18 protein-coding genes are annotated in these 17277 nt (G+C 68.9%); 9 read left to right on the top strand and 9 right to left on the bottom strand.

Going from position 1 to position 17277, the window contains the following annotated elements:
- Nucleotides 1–31: 31 nt before the first annotated feature.
- A complete protein-coding gene (locus tag OHB24_RS32280) occupies nucleotides 32–661 on the top strand; it encodes a class I SAM-dependent methyltransferase (protein WP_327634647.1) in 630 nt (209 codons plus the stop codon).
- A 25-nt stretch (nucleotides 662–686) separates the two neighbouring features.
- Here the strand turns inward: OHB24_RS32280 and OHB24_RS32275 are convergent, their stop codons facing one another.
- A complete protein-coding gene (locus OHB24_RS32275; RefSeq protein ID WP_327634646.1) occupies nucleotides 687–1127 on the bottom strand; it encodes a YybH family protein in 441 nt (146 codons plus the stop codon).
- A 93-nt stretch (nucleotides 1128–1220) separates the two neighbouring features.
- Between OHB24_RS32275 and sigJ the strand changes: the two genes are divergently transcribed.
- Nucleotides 1221–2117, top strand: a complete 897-nt coding sequence (sigJ, locus tag OHB24_RS32270; protein ID WP_327634645.1) for an RNA polymerase sigma factor SigJ — start codon at nucleotides 1221–1223, stop codon at nucleotides 2115–2117.
- Here the strand turns inward: sigJ and OHB24_RS32265 are convergent.
- The 4 genes from OHB24_RS32265 to OHB24_RS32250 all read right to left on the bottom strand — a co-directional run bounded on the left by OHB24_RS32265 (nucleotide 2080) and on the right by OHB24_RS32250 (nucleotide 5519).
- Complete coding sequence (locus OHB24_RS32265) at nucleotides 2080–3327, bottom strand: FAD-dependent oxidoreductase (protein WP_327634644.1); 1248 nt, start codon at nucleotides 3325–3327, stop codon at nucleotides 2080–2082. The two genes, sigJ and OHB24_RS32265, sit on opposite strands and share 38 nt — an antisense overlap.
- 13 nt (nucleotides 3328–3340) lie before the next feature.
- Nucleotides 3341–4207, bottom strand: coding sequence for an AurF N-oxygenase family protein (locus OHB24_RS32260; RefSeq protein WP_327634643.1), 867 nt, complete (start codon nucleotides 4205–4207; stop codon nucleotides 3341–3343).
- Between the two features lie 81 nt (nucleotides 4208–4288).
- The gene (locus OHB24_RS32255; protein ID WP_327634642.1) at nucleotides 4289–4915 is read right to left on the bottom strand and encodes an SAM-dependent methyltransferase; all 627 of its coding nucleotides are present in this window, start codon (nucleotides 4913–4915) and stop codon (nucleotides 4289–4291) included.
- Between the two features lies 1 nt (nucleotide 4916).
- Nucleotides 4917–5519 carry a TetR family transcriptional regulator gene (locus OHB24_RS32250; RefSeq protein ID WP_327634641.1) on the bottom strand — a complete coding sequence of 201 codons (603 nt, stop codon included), beginning with the start codon at nucleotides 5517–5519 and terminating at the stop codon, nucleotides 4917–4919.
- An 86-nt stretch (nucleotides 5520–5605) separates the two neighbouring features.
- On the opposite strand from OHB24_RS32250, the gene OHB24_RS32245 reads away from it, so the two are divergent.
- The 5 genes from OHB24_RS32245 (at nucleotide 5606) to OHB24_RS32225 (ending at nucleotide 9895) form a co-directional block, all read left to right on the top strand.
- The gene (locus tag OHB24_RS32245) at nucleotides 5606–7081 is read left to right on the top strand and encodes an FAD-dependent monooxygenase (protein WP_327634640.1); all 1476 of its coding nucleotides are present in this window, start codon (nucleotides 5606–5608) and stop codon (nucleotides 7079–7081) included.
- 99 nt (nucleotides 7082–7180) lie between these two features.
- Nucleotides 7181–8089, top strand: a complete 909-nt coding sequence (locus tag OHB24_RS32240) for a DUF929 family protein (protein WP_327634639.1) — start codon at nucleotides 7181–7183, stop codon at nucleotides 8087–8089.
- 2 nt (nucleotides 8090–8091) lie between these two features.
- On the top strand, nucleotides 8092–8574 hold the full coding sequence (locus tag OHB24_RS32235; RefSeq protein ID WP_327634638.1) for a vitamin K epoxide reductase family protein: 483 nt from the start codon (nucleotides 8092–8094) through the stop codon (nucleotides 8572–8574).
- Between the two features lie 29 nt (nucleotides 8575–8603).
- Entirely contained in the window at nucleotides 8604–9266 is a 663-nt protein-coding gene (locus OHB24_RS32230) for a DUF6766 family protein (RefSeq protein ID WP_327634637.1), read from the top strand.
- Nucleotides 9266–9895, top strand: a complete 630-nt coding sequence (locus tag OHB24_RS32225; RefSeq protein ID WP_327634636.1) for a UdgX family uracil-DNA binding protein — start codon at nucleotides 9266–9268, stop codon at nucleotides 9893–9895. Before OHB24_RS32230 ends, OHB24_RS32225 begins: the two co-directional genes overlap by 1 nt.
- Here OHB24_RS32225 and OHB24_RS32220 read toward each other — a convergent pair.
- Together OHB24_RS32220 and OHB24_RS32215 are read right to left on the bottom strand one after the other, a co-directional pair.
- On the bottom strand, nucleotides 9880–10359 hold the full coding sequence (locus OHB24_RS32220; RefSeq protein ID WP_327634635.1) for a hypothetical protein: 480 nt from the start codon (nucleotides 10357–10359) through the stop codon (nucleotides 9880–9882). The genes OHB24_RS32225 and OHB24_RS32220 overlap by 16 nt on opposite strands.
- Before the next feature lie 64 nt (nucleotides 10360–10423).
- Nucleotides 10424–12793 carry a phosphoketolase family protein gene (locus OHB24_RS32215; protein WP_327634634.1) on the bottom strand — a complete coding sequence of 790 codons (2370 nt, stop codon included), beginning with the start codon at nucleotides 12791–12793 and terminating at the stop codon, nucleotides 10424–10426.
- A gap of 266 nt (nucleotides 12794–13059) precedes the next feature.
- Between OHB24_RS32215 and OHB24_RS32210 the strand changes: the two genes are divergently transcribed.
- Nucleotides 13060–15210, top strand: a complete 2151-nt coding sequence (locus OHB24_RS32210) for a DEAD/DEAH box helicase (RefSeq protein ID WP_327634633.1) — start codon at nucleotides 13060–13062, stop codon at nucleotides 15208–15210.
- On the opposite strand, the gene OHB24_RS32205 is transcribed toward OHB24_RS32210, so the two are convergent.
- A complete protein-coding gene (locus tag OHB24_RS32205; protein WP_327634632.1) occupies nucleotides 15202–15804 on the bottom strand; it encodes a DUF1684 domain-containing protein in 603 nt (200 codons plus the stop codon). The genes OHB24_RS32210 and OHB24_RS32205 overlap by 9 nt on opposite strands.
- Nucleotides 15805–15821: 17 nt before the next feature.
- The gene (locus tag OHB24_RS32200) at nucleotides 15822–16475 is read right to left on the bottom strand and encodes a transglycosylase SLT domain-containing protein (protein ID WP_327634631.1); all 654 of its coding nucleotides are present in this window, start codon (nucleotides 16473–16475) and stop codon (nucleotides 15822–15824) included.
- A 73-nt stretch (nucleotides 16476–16548) separates the two neighbouring features.
- Between OHB24_RS32200 and OHB24_RS32195 the strand changes: the two genes are divergently transcribed.
- Complete coding sequence (locus tag OHB24_RS32195) at nucleotides 16549–17193, top strand: VOC family protein (RefSeq protein WP_327634630.1); 645 nt, start codon at nucleotides 16549–16551, stop codon at nucleotides 17191–17193.
- The last annotated feature ends 84 nt before the right edge of the window (nucleotides 17194–17277 follow it).

Below are 17277 nucleotides of genomic sequence, written 5' to 3'. Positions count from 1 at the left end.
CCGCGATCCGACAGTCTGCGATGGTGGGTTCATGAGACGTCCGTTGTTCGCCCGGATGTACACGCGGGTGCGGCCCGCCATGGACGAGCAGGGAGCGGCCGATCATCGGCGTCGGCTGCTCACCGGTGTACAGGGCCGGGTGGTCGAGATCGGAGCGGGCGACGGCGGCAACTTCGCCCACTACCCCACCGACGTGACAAGCGTCCTCGCCGTCGAACCCGAGCCCTATCTCCGCGCCCAGGCCCAGCGCCAAGCCGCCTCTGCCCCGGTCCCGGTCGAGGTCGTCGAAGGTACGGCGGACCACCTGCCGGCACCTGACGCGTCAGCCGACGCCGTAGTGGTCTCGCTCGTGCTCTGCTCGGTCCCCGACCAGGCCAAAGCCCTGGCCGAGGTGCGGCGGGTACTGCGACCCGGCGGCGAGCTCAGGTTCTACGAGCACGTCGCGGCCGCCCCCGACCGCACCCTCGCAACGGTCCAGCGCATCTCCGACGCAACCCTGTGGCCGCTGTTCGCCGGCGGCTGCCACACCCACCGCGACACCGCCGCCGCGATCACCGCCGCCGGTTTCGAGATCGAGGAACTCGACCAGTTCGAGTTCCCACCCGATCACAAGTCCCCAGCCAGCCCGCACATCCTCGGCCGCGCGCGAGTCAAATCATGACTCAGCGCATGACTCGGGGCATGACTCAGGCCAGGAGGTCCATCGCCGCAGTCCCGTCCTGGAAGTTCGTCGGCACCGAGACCTGGTCGTGCACGATCAGCCACTGCCCGTCGATCTTCTGCCAGGCCGCGGTCCAGCGCAGCCAGTAGTCGATCTTGCCGCCCGTCTTCATCACGGCGTTCATGTGGTTCAGCGAGTACACGACCGCGAGCTCGCCGTCGACGAGGACGGTCAGGTCGCGGACCTCGTACTCGAGCGGCAGCTCGAACGCCTCGAAAACGAACTCCCAGTTCTCCCACTTCGTCTCGGCGCCGAGATGCCGTAGCGGCGGCTGGATGTCGAAGGAGACGATGTTCGGGGCGAAGATCGTGCGGACGGCGGCCCGGTCGCCGGTGCGGATCGCGTCGAGCAGGATGTCGATGCGTTCCCGGATGTCGACTTCGGATACAGCGTTCTGTGTGGTCATGATCTGTACGACGAGATGTCCGCACGAACTGTCAGATCTCACACTTCGCCCGGCTGTTCCGTCGTACCAGGTATGAACGAGGAGAGGACCGACATGAGCGACCCGGGCCTGAGCGCGATCATGAGCGAGCGGCGGCAGCTGATCAATCTCGCGTACCGGCTGCTGGGGTCGCTGGCCGACGCCGAGGACGTGGTCCAGGAGACGTACGCGCGCTGGTACGCGATGACACCGGACGAGCAGCAGGCGATCGACAACCCGGCGGCGTGGCTGACCAAAGTCGCGAGCCGGATCTGCCTCGACCTGCTGCGGTCCGCCCGCGCCCGGCGGGAGCGGTACGTCGGTGAATGGATCCCTGAGCCGTTGCCGGAAACCACCGAGTGGCACACCGGATCCACCGACCCGGCCGACCCTGCCGATCGAGTGACGCTCGACGAGTCGGTGAACATGGCGTTCCTTGTCGTACTGGACGCGATGACGCCTGCCGAGCGGGTGGCGTTCATCCTGCACGACGTGTTCCGGTACCCGTTCCCGGAGGTCGCGGAGATCGTCGGCCGGACGCCGGCGGCGTGCCGTCAGCTGGCCTCGTCGGCGCGGCGCCGGATCCGGGACGCCGAGCACCCGGCGGCGCCGTCAGCGCGGCGGGCGGAGCTGGTCCGCGAGTTCAAGGCGGCCTGGGAGGCGACCGACATCGCGGCGCTCGTCAACCTGCTCGATCCCGGGGTCACCGCGGTCGCCGACGGCGGCGGCATCGTGCGAGCCTCGCTCGCGCCGGTACACGGCGGAGTCGACGTCGCGCAGTACTTCGCCGATCTCCCGGTCTTCAACCTCGGCCGCACTCTCATCGAGCGCATGGTCAACGGTCAGCCCGGGCTGGTGATCGAGTTCGAAGGCGCCGTCGAGACCGTGATCGCGTTCGATGTGGACGGCGATCACATCACGAACATCTGGGCGATCAGGAACCCGGAGAAGCTGCAGCCCTGGAAGAGCTGACCAGCGTCGTCACGGTCTCCTGGGCGCAGGCCTTGTTCACGCCGATCCCGCCGCGCGCGCCGCGTTTGATCCAGCCCGCCACGTAGTGACCGGGCCGTCCGACGACGGCGCCGCGGACGTTCGGGACGATGCCGCGGTCCGCGTCGAACGGCAGCCCGTCGACCGCCTGTCCCTCGAACCCGATCGCCGTGAACAGGTTGCCCGCCGCGATCGTGTCGCCGGACTCGAGCGTCAGCCCCTCGGACGTCCAACTCGTCGGACGCGCGTGGAACCGCAGCTCGACCCGATCGCCGGCCGCGGCGAGCAACTCCTGCAACGCCGTTTCCGTGTACGCCGCCGTTTCGGGTCCGCGCCGGCCAAGCAGCACGACCTCCTTGATACCGCTCGCTGCAAGCACCCGCCTGACGTCCGGCGACACGTCCATCTGGCGAAGCTGGTCCTCGTCGCTCAGCAACAGGCGCGCGACGTCGAGGGCGACGTTTCCGTTGCCGACGACAACCGCCCGCGGTCCGGTCAGCTGGACCGGTAGGGTTGCGCCCGGCCGCCCGTTGTACCAGGCAACGAAATCCTCGGCAGTGCAAGCCGAATCCTCGCCGGAGATGCCAAGACGACGACTCCGGCGAGCACCGACGGCGTGGACCACCGCGTCGTACCCAGTGGTCAGCGAGGTGGAGTCAGTGCCCGGCAGCCAGCGCACCCGCGAGTGACCGACGATCCGCTCGAACGTGTCGATGATCTGCTTCGTCCGCGGGTGATCCGGCGCGACACCGAATCGCACCAGTCCACCGACCTGGTCCAGCCGGTCGACCAGCGTCACCTCGGCCGTTGTCCGCAGCAACAACTCGCGCGTCGCGTACATCCCGGCCGGCCCGGCGCCGACGACCAGCACCCGGCGCGGGCCGTCTCCCCAGACCTGGTACGCCGGCGGCTCCCAGCTGTCCAGGTCCGTGGCCTCGAGCGGCTCCCGCTCCGCGAAGTACGCCGCATTCCGCTCGACGTCCTCGGGCGCCGCCTGGTCGGCCGGTTGCGCCGCGTCGACCGGGCAGATGTCGGCGCACGCCCCGCAGTCGATGCAGGTCCGTGGATCGATGAACAGACTCACGCCGGCGCCGAACCCGGGCTCGCCGGGCGACGGGTGGATGCTGTTCATCGGGCAGACCGCGACGCAGCTCGCGTCCGAGCAGCACTCCCCCGAGATCACGTAACTCATCAAGCACCCGTGCTCACAGCAGGCCGGTCCGCCGATACACCCGGGCGGCGGCGGGCGTCAGCAGCCCGACCGACCCGAGGAAGTCCATCAGGTTCGCGCAGCTCGTCCGCAGCAACGACCGGTGGTGCTCGTTGCTCCGCGCCTCGCGGACGGCACGCTCGGCGTCCAGCCCGACGTTCGCGTAGACCTGACGGCTCACCATGCTCGACACGATCATGTCGGCGGCGATCGCGATCACCAGCGCGCTCACCCAGCGGCGCCCGCGGCCCGCGCCGGCCAGCCGCTCGCGAGTCTCCTCGCGCGCGAACACCATGTGCCGCGACTCCTCCACCACGTGGATGTGGTTCACGGTCCGCACCAGCGGCTCGACCCGGCGGTCCCGCATCCAGTCGCGCTGCATGACGTCCAGTACCTCTTCGGCCACCAGAATCGCGGCGTACGCCGTCTCACCGGTCGCGACCGTCTTGAACATCCGGCCGAGCTCGCGCGCGAGCAGCCGCGGGCGGTACGCCGGCTCGACCATCCGCTCGGTCGCACGAGCGAACATGATCGAGTGCCGGCACTCGTCGGCGATCTCGGTCAGCGCCCACTGGAACTCGGCGCTCCGTGGTGGCTTGTCGTAGACGTCGCGCAGGATCATCTGCTGCAGGATCAGCTCGAACCAGATCCCGGTCGTCGCGACCGACGCGGACTCGTGCCGGGTCAGCTCCCGCTGCTGCGCCTCGGTCAGCTCGTCCCAGTACGGCGTCCCGTAGAGCGTGCTCCACTCCGGCGACATCCCGTACCCGTCGCCGATCGGCGCTTCCCAGTCGATCTCGGTCTCCGGATCCCGGGACAACCGGCTCGCCGATCCCAGCAACCGCTCAGCGGTCTCGTCCATCGGGCACACCTCCGAGGCGATATGACATCGTCTATGTAACATAACCGATGTCCTACCGCCTGTCGAGCATCGCCCTACGGTTCAGGCCCCACCCGGCACGAAACCGAACAGGCTCTGGCCTGTCACGAGCGGTTCCGGTACGCCGGTGAAGCGGTGCGCGCCGACGCCGAAATCGGCCTCCGGATCGGAGACCCACACCTGCTCGAAGCCGCGCGCCTCGAACCAGTCGCAGATCGTCGGCACCAGGTCCGGCTCGCCGCGATGGCGGGTCCAGACGACCGTTGCGCCGGTACGGCAGAGCTGCGGGCTCGCCGCGATCGTGCGCTGGATGTCCGCGGGCGTGATGTTCCCGAAGATCCCGCACAGCAGCACCAGCTCGGCCGGCGCCATACCGACGTACTGATCGGTCAGCGACGCGTCGCCCGTGATCACCTCGACCTGATCGAGACCGCTCGCCCGCTCCCGCGCGAACGCCGACAACTCAGGGTCGAGCTCGACCAGCCGCGCAAGTACGTCGGCACGCCGCGGATGGTCCTCCAGTACGTCGATGACGTCCCGGCCCTGCCCCGCGCAGAGGCTGATCACCGGCACCGGACCCGCCGGGGCCCGATCGAGCGCCCCACGGACCTGATCCTGCACTGCCGCCAACCGCCGCGACAGTGCGGATTCGGGATCTTCGTACTTCGCGTGCCACGCCCGCCAGTCCATGTCAGGAGAGATTAGAGATGCTGCGGTCCATCAGATCGAAAGCCTGGTTGACCAGCGCCAGGGCGCGATCCCGCACCTCGTCGTCCGCGACACCGTCCTGTGTCCACTGCTCGACCTTCCGGAGCACGAGCGGATGGACACTGAACACCTGATGCGCCAGCACCTGACCGGTCAGCTCCCCCACCTCGTCCGCCAGAGCGGCAGCGACGGCGTCCTCATGCACTGCCCACATCTGCTGACCGCGAGCCTGCAGCAACGCGCTCCCGCCCAGCACCCGACGAAAGTGCGCGGTAGGGCCGCTCGGATGATCCTCGAACCGGCCCAGCGACCGCCGGCGCAGCCCGGCGAGCGGACCCTCCCCCGGCTGCCGGTCGGCCACGGCCTGCAGCCAGCTCTGCTCGATCTCCTCCGACCGGTCGAAGAACAGATCCTCCTTGGCCGGGAAGTAGTTGAAGACGGTCTTCACCGACACGTCCGCCGCAGCCGCGACCTCGGCGACCGTCGTCCGGTCGAAGCCGCGGTCGGCGAACAACCGCAGCGCCACGTCCGCGATCCGCGTCCGGGTCTCGCGTTTCTTCCGTTCCCGCAGGCCGGGTTCGGCCATCTCTTCACCTCCTTGCACGATCAGCTTACATCGCGCTGTATGTTTATAGTGGACTGTAAATATCGCTCAGACTGTAGGAGAACATCATGACCCGGACATCGGTGCTGATCGTGGGAGGCGGGCTCGTCGGCCTGTCGGCGGCGCTGTTTCTGCAGTACCACGGTGTGGACTTCGTGCTCGTGGAACGCCGTACCGGTGCGTCCGTGCTGCCACGGTCGCGTGGCGTGCACCCCCGGACCGTCGAGTTGTACCGGCAGATCGGCATCGAGGATCGCGTCCAGGAAGCCGCTGCCACTGCTCTGAAGGCCGGTGCGTTCGGCGGCGCTCGCCACGGCCGGAACCTGATCGAGTCCGAGGGCCTCGACCTGAGCGCCCTGCACCGGAACGGGATCGGCGGCGACCCGAGCCCGTCGACGTTCTGCTTCTGCCCACAGGTCCTGCTCGAGCCGGTGCTCGCCGATCTCGCCCGCGAACGCGGCGGCGACCTGCGCTTCGGCGTCGAACTGACGGCTTTCAACGCCGGCCCCGACGCTGTGACGGACACGGTGACCGCGACGATCGGCGGCGAGCAGATCGAGGCGGACTACCTGATCGCCGCCGACGGAGCGGGCAGCCCGGTGCGGACCGAACTCGGCATCGGCGGCTGGACGCTGCCGCCGACCCACCGGTACCTGAACGTCTTCGTGCACGCCGACCTGACCGCCGTCGTCGAGGGCCGCACCTTCAGCCAGTGCGACGTCGCCAACGACGTGGTCCGCGGGATCATCCTCGCGAAGAACAACACCGACGAGTGGTCCTTCCACCTCGAGTACGACGACACTCCCCCGGACAACCCGCTCGAGCAGGTCCACGCGGCGATCGGCCGCGACGACATCGACGTCGACGTACTGGCGTCGAGCACCTGGGACACTCGCGTCCACGTCGCCGACGAGTACCGCCGTGGCCGGGTCTTCCTCGCCGGCGACGCGGCGCACCAGCACGCGCCGTGGGGCGGGTTCGGCGCCAACACCGGCATCGCCGACGTACACAATCTGGCCTGGAAGCTCGCCATGGTGCTGAACGGGCGGGCGACGCCGGAGCTGCTGGATACCTACGAGCCGGAGCGGCGGCCGCGCGCAGTACTCGCCGCGCAGCAGGCACGGTTGCGCACCGACTTCTTCGCGCGCTACGGGATCGAGACCGATACCAACGCCGCCGAGGTGGCCGAGCAGGTCGACGCCGGCGCGGTCATGACGCGCTACAACTACACCGGCGACGGGTACGTCGACGTACTGAGCTGCCAGGTCGGCACGCGGCTGCCGCACGTGGAACTGTCCACCGGGCAGTCGACGCTCGACCTGTGCGGGCCCGGCTTCGTCATCCTGGCCGGCTCGGAGGCGCCGGACTTCGGCGACACGGTCCCGGTCCACCGGGTCGGCAAAGGCACCGATCTGGACGGCGACTGGGCCGAGTGCACCGGCCTGTCCGCGGACGGCGCACTATTGGTCAGGCCCGACCAGCACGTTGCCGCGCGCACGGACAACGGCCTCACGCCCGCGAACCTGACCACGTTCCTGCCCTGATGCGCGCGATCTGTAACCTCACGGTGACGGACAGGCAGGAACTTCCGGGGCCGATGGATAGTTGACCTTCAGGAGCCTGCGCACGATCAGAGGAGAGTCATGGCACGGCGTGTCGAACAGAAGGCTGCGGCCCGCGAGCGCATCGCGGCGCAGCTGGCCGCCCAGCAACAGGCGGAGCGACGGCGGCGCCTGCTGCTCGCGGTCGGCGCGGTCGTCCTGGTCGTGGTCATCGTCGGCGGCCTGGTGACGATCCGGCTGGTCGGCGGCGGCAAGAAGACCGCGACCGGTCCGAGCGGCTCTGCCGACTCGGGTCTGGTCACCGCGCTCTCCTCGATCCCGGACTCGACGTTCGCCGCGGTCGGCACCAGCGAGGTCAAGGCCGCTCCGTCGGCGATCACCGCGCCGGCGCTGACCGCGGGCGGCAAGCCGAAGGTGCTCTACATCGGCGCCGAGTTCTGCCCGTACTGCGCCGCGGAGCGCTGGCCGGTCACGGTCGCGCTGTCGCGCTTCGGCACGTTCAGCAACCTCGGTACGACGCATTCGGCGTCCGAGGACGTGTTCCCGAACACGCCGACGCTGTCCTTCCACGGAGCGACGTACACCAGCCAGTACCTGGCGTTCACGGGCGTCGAGACGACCACGAACGAGATGGTCGGGAACGGGTACAAGCCGCTCGACACCCCGACAGCCGAGGACCAGAAGACGTTCGACACGTACAACAAGCCGCCGTACGTCGACAGCGACGGCTCGATCCCGTTCATCGACCTCGGCGGCAAGTACGTCGGGTCCGGGGCGACGTACAGCCCGGACCTGCTGGCCGGTAAGACACAGACCGAGATCGCGGACGCGCTGAAGGACCCGTCCAGCCCGATCGCGAAGGCGGTCGACGGCTCGGCCAACGTCTACACCGCAGCGATCTGCAAGCTGACGAACAACCAGCCGGCGAAGGTCTGCTCCACCGACGCGGTGACCGCGGCCGCGGCGAAGCTCGGCGCGGCGAAAGGCTGAGCGTGCCTAGTTCCAGCAACGCGACCGCACAGCGCCCGCCCCGGACCTCGTTGGGCTGGATCCCCTGGGCCACATTGGTGGTGTCGGTGGCCGGCCTCGCGGTGGCGGCGTACCTCACCTATGAGCACTTCACCGCCGGCACCACGCTCGCCTGCCCCGACACCGGGGTGGTGAACTGCGCCAAGGTGACGAGCAGCCAGTACTCGAAGGTCTTCGGGATCCCGGTCGCACTGCTCGGCCTCGCGTTCTTCGTCGGCATGACCGCCCTGTCCGTGCCGCCGATGTGGCGTACGTCGTCCCCGTGGCCGAGCCGCCTACGGCTGGTCGGCGTACTGACCGGGGTCGTGTTCGTCTGCTACCTGATCTGGGCCGAACTGTTCCAGATCAACGCGATCTGCCTGTGGTGCACAGTCGTCCACGCCCTGACGCTGGTTCTGTTCGCTCTGGTCATCATCCGGCTGGCCCTGGTTCCGCCTGCGTCATGAAATAGCGTCGCAACGGGTACCGGGGCGACATGCGATGGCTGCGACTCCGCGGGCTGCTGCTGGCCAACCTGGTGCTGTTCTTCAGTTTCCTGGTCGGCCTGGCGTTCGTCGGCCACGCCCACGAGAACTCCCAACTCGCCGAACACGGCCAGGCGCCGCAGACGTTCGGGCAGTACGTCGGCTCGGCGTCGTTCGGCGAGGCGGTGTTCGAGAACTGGGAGTCCGAGTTCCTGCAGATGTTCATGTACGTCCTGCTCACGGCGTACCTGGTGCAGAAAGGCTCGGCCGAGTCCCGGCCCGTCGACGAGCCGGCGCCGCAGGACGAGGATCCCCGCGACCACCGCACCGACCGGAACGCGCCCTGGCCGGTACGGCACGGTTCCGAGCTGATTCTCAAGCTGTACGAGAACTCGCTGGCGATCGCGTTCGGGCTGGTGTTCGTGCTCTCGCTCTGGTTGCACGCGGCAACCGGCGCCGCGACGTACAGCGAGGACGAGGCGCTGCACGGCGGCGCTGCGGTGACGACCTGGCAGTACCTCGGGACCTCGCAGTTCTGGTACGAGTCGCTGCAGAACTGGCAGAGCGAGTTCCTCGCCGTCGCCGCGATCATCGGTGGATCGATCTACCTCCGGCAGCGGCGCTCGGCGCAGTCCAAGCCTGTCCACGCGCCACACTCCGAAACGGGCGGCTGATGAGCAAACATCCCGGAGCCGAGAAGTGGGTGCCGCAGAAGGGCGGCATGCGGAAGGTACGCGCGGAGCTCGGTAGCTGCCGCGGTTGTGACCTGTGGGAGGACGCCGAGCGGGCCGTGGCGGGCGAAGGTCCGGTGCGGGCGCAGCTGATGTTCGTCGGCGAGACACCCGGGGATCACGAGGACAAGGATGGGCACGTCTTCGTCGGGCCGGCCGGGCATCTGCTCGACAAGGCGCTCGTCGAGGCGGGGATCGAGCGGTCGGACGTGTATCTCACCAATGCCGTGAAGCACTTCCGGTTCGAGCTCCGCGGAAAGCGGCGGATCCACAAGACGCCGACGGCAAGTCAGATCACGGCCTGCCGTCCGTGGCTGGTGCGGGAACTCGAGATCGTGAAGCCGTCGTTGGTGGTCGTGATGGGGTCGGTCGCGGCCAAGGCTCTGCTGGGCTCGACGTTCCGGGTGACACAAGAGCGCGGCAAGCGGGTCGAGTTGCCGGGCGGCCTGCCGGCGGTGGCGACCGTGCATCCGTCGGCTGTGGTCCGGTCCGAGGAGTTCCGGCGCGACTTCGGGCGCTTCGTCGACGACCTCCGGGTCGCGGTCGAGCTACTCGGTCAGGAGGTCGTGTAGTCGACCACGAGGACGGATGCCACGATGTGCCCGTCGGTCCGGGTCATCTGCTGGACCGGCATGCCCGGCAGGCTGGTCGCGAACCAGAAGATCTCGTCGGTCCCGCCGTCCCGCACGGTGTAGCGCAGGCAGTCCAGCGCGCCGATCGCGGTCTCGATCCGCTCCGGCTCGATCGTCGTGCCGTCGGCCGCGAACGAGGCGTGCCGCTGCAGGTCGAGCCAGGTCGCCTGCATCACCTGCGGCTCGCCGAGCAGAGCACCGTCGAGCGACCGCCGCGAACGTTCCAGCGTTGCGCCGTCCTCGTCGCACTCGACGTACGTGCTGATCAGCAGGAACGGCTCCGCACCGACCGATTCGACGCGGCGCGTGATGGACTTCCCCACCCTCGTCGCGGACCGGATCTCGGCGGCGGTGAACGGCGTCGGAGCATGCCCGACCTCCAGCACATGCGAATCCGCTGCCATCCGACCTCCCAAGCTAGGACCCGACGCCACTGTAGATGCCGGCCGCGGCGATGTCGCGGTCCGACTACTCGGCTGACCAGCGCCAGTTGCGGACCTCTGGCAGGTCCTCGCCGTAGCGGGTGACGTAGGCGTGATGGCGGGTGCGTTGGTCGGCGAAGTACTGCCGCGTCGACACTGCCCGGGACTGCAGCGACGGCACCCTGTCGATGACGTCCATCGCGAGGTGGTAGCGGTCCAGATTGTTGCGGACCACCATGTCGAACGGCGTGGTCGTCGTTCCCTCCTCGATGTAGCCGCGGACGTGCAGATTGGCATGACCGTGCCGCCGGTAGGTGAGGCGATGGATCAGCCACGGGTAGCCGTGGTACGCGAAGATCACCGGCTTGTCGGTGGTGAGCAGAGCGTCGTACTCCGCGTCCGGAAGCCCGTGCGGATGCTCGGTCGCGTCCTGCAGCCGCATCAGGTCGACGACGTTCACGACCCGGATCCGCAGCTCCGGCAGGTGCTCGCGGAGCAGGTCGACCGCGGCCAGCGTCTCCATCGTCGGCACGTCGCCGGCGCAGGCCATCACGACCTCGGGATCGCCCTCGTCGTTGCTCGCGAAGTCCCAGACGCCGGCGCCCCGAGCGCAGTGCGCCGCCGCTTCGTCCCAGTCGAGCCAGTTGGGCTGCGGCTGTTTGCCGGCGACAACGACGTTGATGTAGTTCCGGGTCCGCAGACAGTGATCCATCGTGGACAGCAGCGTGTTCGTGTCCGGTGGCAGGTAGACCCGGACGACCTCGGCCTTCTTGTTCACCACATGGTCGATGAATCCCGGGTCCTGATGCGAGAACCCGTTGTGGTCCTGCCGCCAGACGTGCGACGTGAGCAGGTAGTTCAGCGACGGGACCGGCAGCCGCCATTCGAGGCGGTTGATCGTCTTCAGCCACTTCGCGTGCTGGTTGACCATCGAGTCGACGATGTGGACGAACGCCTCGTACGACGAGAACACACCGTGCCGCCCGGTGAGCAGGTACCCCTCCAACCAGCCCTGGCAGGTGTGCTCGCTGAGGATCTCCAGCACGCGGCCGTCCGGCGCGAGATGGTTGTCGGTGTCCCGGCGCTCGGCGAGCCACCGCTTCCCGGTCTCCTCGTACACCGCGCTCAACCGGTTCGACTCGGTCTCGTCCGGCCCGAACAGCCGCAGGTTGTCCGGGTTACGCCGGAAGGTGTCCCGGAGGAACGCGCCGAAGACCTTCGTCGGCTCCCCGTCCTCGGCGCCAGGCGCCTTCACTGGTACGGCGTACTCCTCCACCGGCGGGAGCTCGAGGTCACGGCTCAGGACACCGCCGTTGGCGTGCGGGCTCGATCCCATCCGCCGCTCCGGACCCGGGGCGAGCTCGAGGAGCTCCGGGACGGGACGGCCCTGGTCGTCGAACAGTTCCTCGGGCCGATAGCTGCGGAGCCAGTACTCCAGTTGGCGCAGATGCTCCTCGTTCGTGCGCACGCCGGACAGCGGCACCTGATGGGATCGCCACGTGTCCTCGACCTGCTCACCGTCGACCGTTCGCGGGCCGGTCCACCCCTTCGGCGTCCGCAACACGATCATCGGCCAGGCGGCACGCGCCGGTGCCTGGTCCGCGGACCGCGCCTCGCGCTGGATCTCGTCGATCCGGTCCAGGCACCGGTCCAGCGTGGCTGCCAGCGCCTGGTGAACCTCGGCCGGCTCGGCGCCGTCGACCAGGTACGGCTCGTACCCGTAGCCCCGCATCAGCGCGGTCAGCTCCTCGTCACCGATCCTCGCCAGCAGCGCCGGGTTGGCGATCTTGTAGCCGTTCAGGTGCAGGATCGGCAGTACGGCGCCGTCGCGCGCCGGGTTCAGGAACTTGTTCGAGTGCCACGACGCCGCGAGCGGGCCCGTTTCGGCCTCACCGTCACCGACGACACAGGCCACGACCAGATCCGGGTTGTCGGCGGCCGCGCCGTAGGCGTGGCTGAGCGAGTAGCCCAGCTCGCCGCCCTCGTTGATCGATCCCGGCACGTCCGCGGCCACGTGACTCGGGATACCTCCCGGAAAGGAGAACTGCCGGAACAGCCGCCCCATGCCGTGCTCGTCGCGCGTCGTGTTCGGGTACGCCGCCGTCCAGCTCCCCTCCAGCCACGTGTTCGCCACCAGCGCCGGCCCGCCGTGTCCGGGGCCGGTAACGAACAACATCTCCCGGTCCCGCTGCCGGATCACCCGGTTCAGGTGCGCATAGATCAGGTTGAGTCCAGGCGTCGTACCCCAGTGGCCGAGCAGCCGCGGCTTGATGTGCTCAGGTCGCAGCGGCTCCCGCAGGAGCGGATCGGCGAGCAGATAGATCTGCCCGACGGACAGGTAGTTGGCCGCGCGCCAGTACGCGTCGATCCCCCGCAACTCGTCGTCGCGCAGTGCCTTGGCCTCGATCTGCTCCACTGTTCACCCCTCGAAGATCGCCGAAGTTCTTCGTGTTCCGGGCTGGTACCCGGTGCCGGTCTGCAACATTCGGACGAGTGCGGGTACCATGGGATCTCGATCGCGCGTACAGGAGCGGTGCATTCTGAGCCGTTTTCCTGGGGGACCCTCTGGACGGCCCTCTGCACGTCATGGGGTACGTCACGGGGCCACGCCTCGTCGGCGGGTCGGTCCTCGCGTGGTCCGGTATTCCGTCACGGCTCCGCCGTGGCACGACACAGGAGGAAATGTTGGCCCGACGAGGTCAGCGCCAGCCCGGCGCTACCCGTTCCGCTCCCCGTCGCCGGCGTCGCGTCCGTGACGGCGAGTCCGACGGTCTGATCCAGGTCCTCGCGCAGGCAGTGCGCGAGGTCGAGACCGCGGTCACCCGTGGCGCGATCAAGCCGTCGACCCGGACGAAGTTCCAGATCGTCGCGCTGCTGGTCCGCGAGGAGCGATCCCGCGTGAACGGCGCCGAGTCCGCCACCGAGGCGTACCGCACCGAGCAGCTCCGGCGGCTCGACGGGATCGCGACGATCCTGGCGAAGACCGCCGCGCTGGAGCCCTCGCTGCTCGTGCTGCTGGCCGAGGACGCGGTGATCTCCGAGGCCGCGGCCGCGCTCAAGCGGCAGATGCTCGAGGACGCCGGGATGGAGGCGCCCGAGGAGCCGGAGCCGGAGCAACCAGTCGCTCCCCCGGAGACGCAGCGGCGGGTGGTGCCGCAGGCGGTCGTGTCCCGGCAGCTCGCCAACCCGTTCCTCCCGCCCGACTTCTCCAACGCCCCGTCGCGCGCCGCCAAGCCGAGCCGGCTGGGCGGCTGGGAGCTGATCGGACCGCTGCTGCGCTCCTTCGAGTACGCCGCGGCCTCGGCCACCATGCACCTGCCCGACCCGAAGTCGCTCCGGCTCGCCGGCGGCATCGACGCGCTCCGCCTCCGCGGGCTCGAGCTGATGCCGCACCAGGCCGGAGTGATCGAAGCCGCGGCGGAGGGCCACCGGACGTTCCTGCTCGCCGACGAGCCCGGTCTGGGCAAGACCGCCCAGGCGTTGCTCGCCGCGCAGGCCGCCGACGCCTATCCCCTGCTGGCCGTCGTGCCGAACGTCGTCAAGACGAACTGGGCCCGCGAGGTCGGCCTCTGGACACCCCGCCGTACGCCGACCGTCATCCACGGCGACGGCGACACGATCGACGGCTTCGCCGACATCGTGGTGGTGAACTACGAGATCCTCGACCGGCACGTCGGCTGGCTCGGCGACCTCGGGTTCCGCAGCATGGTCGTCGACGAGGCGCACTTCATCAAGAACAAGAAGTCGCAGCGGTCCCGGAACGTGCTCGACCTGGCCAACCGGATCCGCAGCCGGACCGCCCGGCCGCTGCTGATGGCTCTCACCGGTACGCCGCTGATCAACTCGATCGAGGACTTCACCGCGATCTGGGAGTTCCTCGGCTGGATCGACGAGAAGGCACCGCGGTCCGAGCTGATGGAGAAGCTCGACGCGACCGACCTGACCCCGGCCGACCCCGGGTTCAACGCGGCCGCTCGGGCCAGCGTGATCGACATGGGCATCGTCCGCCGCCGCAAGGTCGACGTGGCCGCGGACATCCCGGCCCGCCGGATCGCCGACCTCCCGGTCGAGCTCGACGGCGCCGTCGGCCGCTCGATCCGGGCCGCGGAGCGAGAGCTCGCGGACCGTCTCGTCGAGCGGTACCGGACCGCGCTGGAGACCCGACGCTCGGGCGTTGTCGTGGACGGCGTCGACCACGACCTGGTCCGGCAGGTGGCCGGCTGGGAGCGGACCGAGATGGCGGCCAAGAAGACCGGCGACAACGTGTTCAGCCTGTTCCGCCGGATCGGTCAGGCGAAGGCGGGCCTGGCCGCGGACTACGCGGCGCAGCTCGCGCAGAACGTCGGCAAGGTGGTGTTCTTCGCCCGCCACATCGAGGTGATGGACACCGCCGAGGAGCTGTTCGCCGAACGCGGCATCAAGTACTCGTCGATCCGCGGCGACCAGACCGCCCGCACCCGGCAGAAGAACATCGATGCCTTCGTCAACGATCCCGAGGTGTCGATCGCGGTCTGCTCGCTGCTGACCGCTGGCGTCGGCCTCAACCTGCAGGTCTCGTCGAACGTCGTGCTCGCCGAGCTGTCGTGGACCAACGCCGAGCAGACCCAGGCCATCGACCGGGTGCACCGGATCGGGCAGGACGAGCCGGTCACGGCGTGGCGGATCATCGCCGCGCAGACCATCGACACCCGGGTCGCGGACCTCATCGACGCCAAGGCCGGCCTGGCCGCCAAGGCGCTCGACGGCTCCGACGAAGAGGTCGGCTCCTCCGCCGACTTCCAGCTCGAAGCCCTGGCCGCTCTGCTCACCAGGGCCCTCGAAGCCTCAGCCTGATAGCTCGCCCACCGGCAACTCAACACTCAAGGTGTTGGTTGCCGGTGCGAGCGGGCAGGTCCACTCCGGGCTGTAGGCGCAGGACGGGTTGTACGCGAAATTCAGGTCGACGACGAACTCGTGCACGTCGACACCGAGGTCCGCGCCCTTCACCGTGTCGATCAGGTAGCGGCCGCCGCCGTACGTCGACCTGCCGGTGTCCTTCACCGGGACGAACAGACCGCCGCCGTACGACTCCAGCCACCACACGTCCAGGTCACCCACCGGCAACTGCAGTACGCCGACGCGCGAGAACGGGATCACTCCGTCGGTCGCGGACTGGAACTCCCAGCTGAACGGCTTCACGTCGGTCTCGATGGTCGCCTCGAAGCGGAACTCCGGGCGGTACGGCGCGACAGGCGCACCGGTGTACGTCGCGCGCTGTTCCGGCGGGACCGGTGAGGCCGGGTGGTTCGTCAGCAACTCGTTGCGGCCGGCCTGCCATCGGGTGTGGGCGGCGGCCGGATCGTTCTCGGCGCGGATGTCCCGGTAGAGCGCGAAGACCTGTCGGCGCCAGTCGGCGACGGCCAGCGCGGGTGCCCCGAAGTTCCCCATGTTCACAGCGTCTCCTGTCAGCTCTTGAGCGCTTCGGCGGATTTCGCCCAGTTGTCGTGCAGGCGGTCGACGTACGACTGCGCCTGCGAACCGGCCTTGCGGCCGCGGGCGAAGATCCGCATGTTGCCGCCGCCGGCGTTGTAGCCGAGGGCAAGCAACTCGTCCTTGGTGTAGAGGTCGGCGCGTTGGCTCGGCAGCCGTTTCGCCAGGTCGTGGAGGTGCCAGGCCGCGGCCTGGATCGCCAGCGCCGGGTTGTCGGGCAGCTCTTCCCACTTCCGCTTCGCGAAGTCCCGGCCGCGTTTGGTCTCGTCGAACGCGGGCTTGTGCATGTTCGCGATCCCGAACGCCGGATCGGAGTCCACCTCGGCCCACTGGCGCTCGAACTTCGGGTCGTGCGGCTTGTACGACTCGTTGTACAAGATTGCCATCAGCAACTGCGGGTTGATCCCGGCCTGCTTGGCGTACCGCCGTACGTCGGGCGCGAAGTGCGCCGGATCGTAGTCGTCGTACCACGGTTTCGTCGTTGTGGTCTTCGTGGTGGGCTTGGTTGTCGTTGTGGCGGTTGGCTTGGTGGTGGGGTCCGTTTTGGCGGTGGTGTCCTTGTCGGAACAGGCCGCCCAGACCCCTACGAGCAGTACTCCGACCGCCACCCACGACCAGCGTTTCGCCACCCCACCACCGTAGTCAGTCCGCGCAACGCGCCGACCCGCGACACTTCCGGAAAGCGCTTGCTACGGTGGTGGGGTGATCTACGAGCTGAACCATGTCGGTGGCCGGGTACAGGATCTCGAGGCGAGCTTGTCGTTCTACGGCGGGCTCGGGGCGGAGGTGGTCGACCGGTTGTTCATGCCCGGTCCGCGCGTCAACCGGGTACACATCCAGCTCGCGACCGGCCTGGTCGAGCTGCTCCATCACGAGCAGCCCGACCCGCAGGCGACGTACGGGCTGAACCACATCGGCTTCATGACCGACGACCTCGACGGCGACTACGCGCGGCTGATGGACCTCGGGTACGCCGAACTGTCGTCGCCCCGCGTCGCCGGGAGCGGGCAGGGCCGCCTCGCGTTCCTGTCCGACCCGAACGGCGTCCGCGTCGAACTGCTCCAGCGCTCGGAGGAGTTCCGCGTCGCCCCGATCACGACGGGTCCGGTAGTCGGGTTCACGCACGTCGCGGTCGCGGCACCCGATCCCGAAGCGGCGGCCGAGTTCTACGGCACCCACCTCGGCATGGAACGTGTCGCTGACGACACGTTCCGCCTTGGCGCCGACACGGTGAAACTCGTACCCCCACCAGCCGCCACCATCGCCCACCTGGCCTTCACCACTCAGTCCCCCACCGCCGACACCCACGACCCCGACGGCATCCCCGTCACGTTCGTCTCCACCTGACCCGCCGCGCCCCGGACTCGGGATAGGCAATGGTGGGTCGGGACCTGCTATTGCCTGTCCCCAGTCACCGGCGGTTGTGCCCGG

It is taken from the genome of Kribbella sp. NBC_00482, assembly GCF_036013725.1.
GTDB lineage: Bacteria > Actinomycetota > Actinomycetes > Propionibacteriales > Kribbellaceae > Kribbella.
Note: the sequence above shows the minus strand (reverse complement) of the source record. Positions and strands in the feature narration are given on the sequence as shown.

Excerpts from the sequence above, each read along its gene's own strand:
- OHB24_RS32260 (WP_327634643.1), bottom strand. The coding sequence starts at position 4,207 with ATGGACGAGACCGCTGAGCGGTTGCTGGGATCGGCGAGCCGGTTGTCC.
- OHB24_RS32240 (WP_327634639.1), top strand. The coding sequence starts at position 7,181 with ATGGCACGGCGTGTCGAACAGAAGGCTGCGGCCCGCGAGCGCATCGCG.
- OHB24_RS32205 (WP_327634632.1), bottom strand. The coding sequence starts at position 15,804 with ATGGGGAACTTCGGGGCACCCGCGCTGGCCGTCGCCGACTGGCGCCGA.
- OHB24_RS32275 (WP_327634646.1), bottom strand. The coding sequence starts at position 1,127 with ATGACCACACAGAACGCTGTATCCGAAGTCGACATCCGGGAACGCATC.
- OHB24_RS32225 (WP_327634636.1), top strand. The coding sequence starts at position 9,266 with ATGAGCAAACATCCCGGAGCCGAGAAGTGGGTGCCGCAGAAGGGCGGC.
- OHB24_RS32210 (WP_327634633.1), top strand. The coding sequence starts at position 13,060 with ATGTTGGCCCGACGAGGTCAGCGCCAGCCCGGCGCTACCCGTTCCGCT.
- OHB24_RS32220 (WP_327634635.1), bottom strand. The coding sequence starts at position 10,359 with ATGGCAGCGGATTCGCATGTGCTGGAGGTCGGGCATGCTCCGACGCCG.
- OHB24_RS32255 (WP_327634642.1), bottom strand. The coding sequence starts at position 4,915 with ATGGACTGGCGGGCGTGGCACGCGAAGTACGAAGATCCCGAATCCGCA.
- OHB24_RS32250 (WP_327634641.1), bottom strand. The coding sequence starts at position 5,519 with ATGGCCGAACCCGGCCTGCGGGAACGGAAGAAACGCGAGACCCGGACG.
- OHB24_RS32245 (WP_327634640.1), top strand. The coding sequence starts at position 5,606 with ATGACCCGGACATCGGTGCTGATCGTGGGAGGCGGGCTCGTCGGCCTG.
- OHB24_RS32230 (WP_327634637.1), top strand. The coding sequence starts at position 8,604 with ATGCGATGGCTGCGACTCCGCGGGCTGCTGCTGGCCAACCTGGTGCTG.
- OHB24_RS32280 (WP_327634647.1), top strand. The coding sequence starts at position 32 with ATGAGACGTCCGTTGTTCGCCCGGATGTACACGCGGGTGCGGCCCGCC.
- sigJ (WP_327634645.1), top strand. The coding sequence starts at position 1,221 with ATGAGCGACCCGGGCCTGAGCGCGATCATGAGCGAGCGGCGGCAGCTG.
- OHB24_RS32265 (WP_327634644.1), bottom strand. The coding sequence starts at position 3,327 with ATGAGTTACGTGATCTCGGGGGAGTGCTGCTCGGACGCGAGCTGCGTC.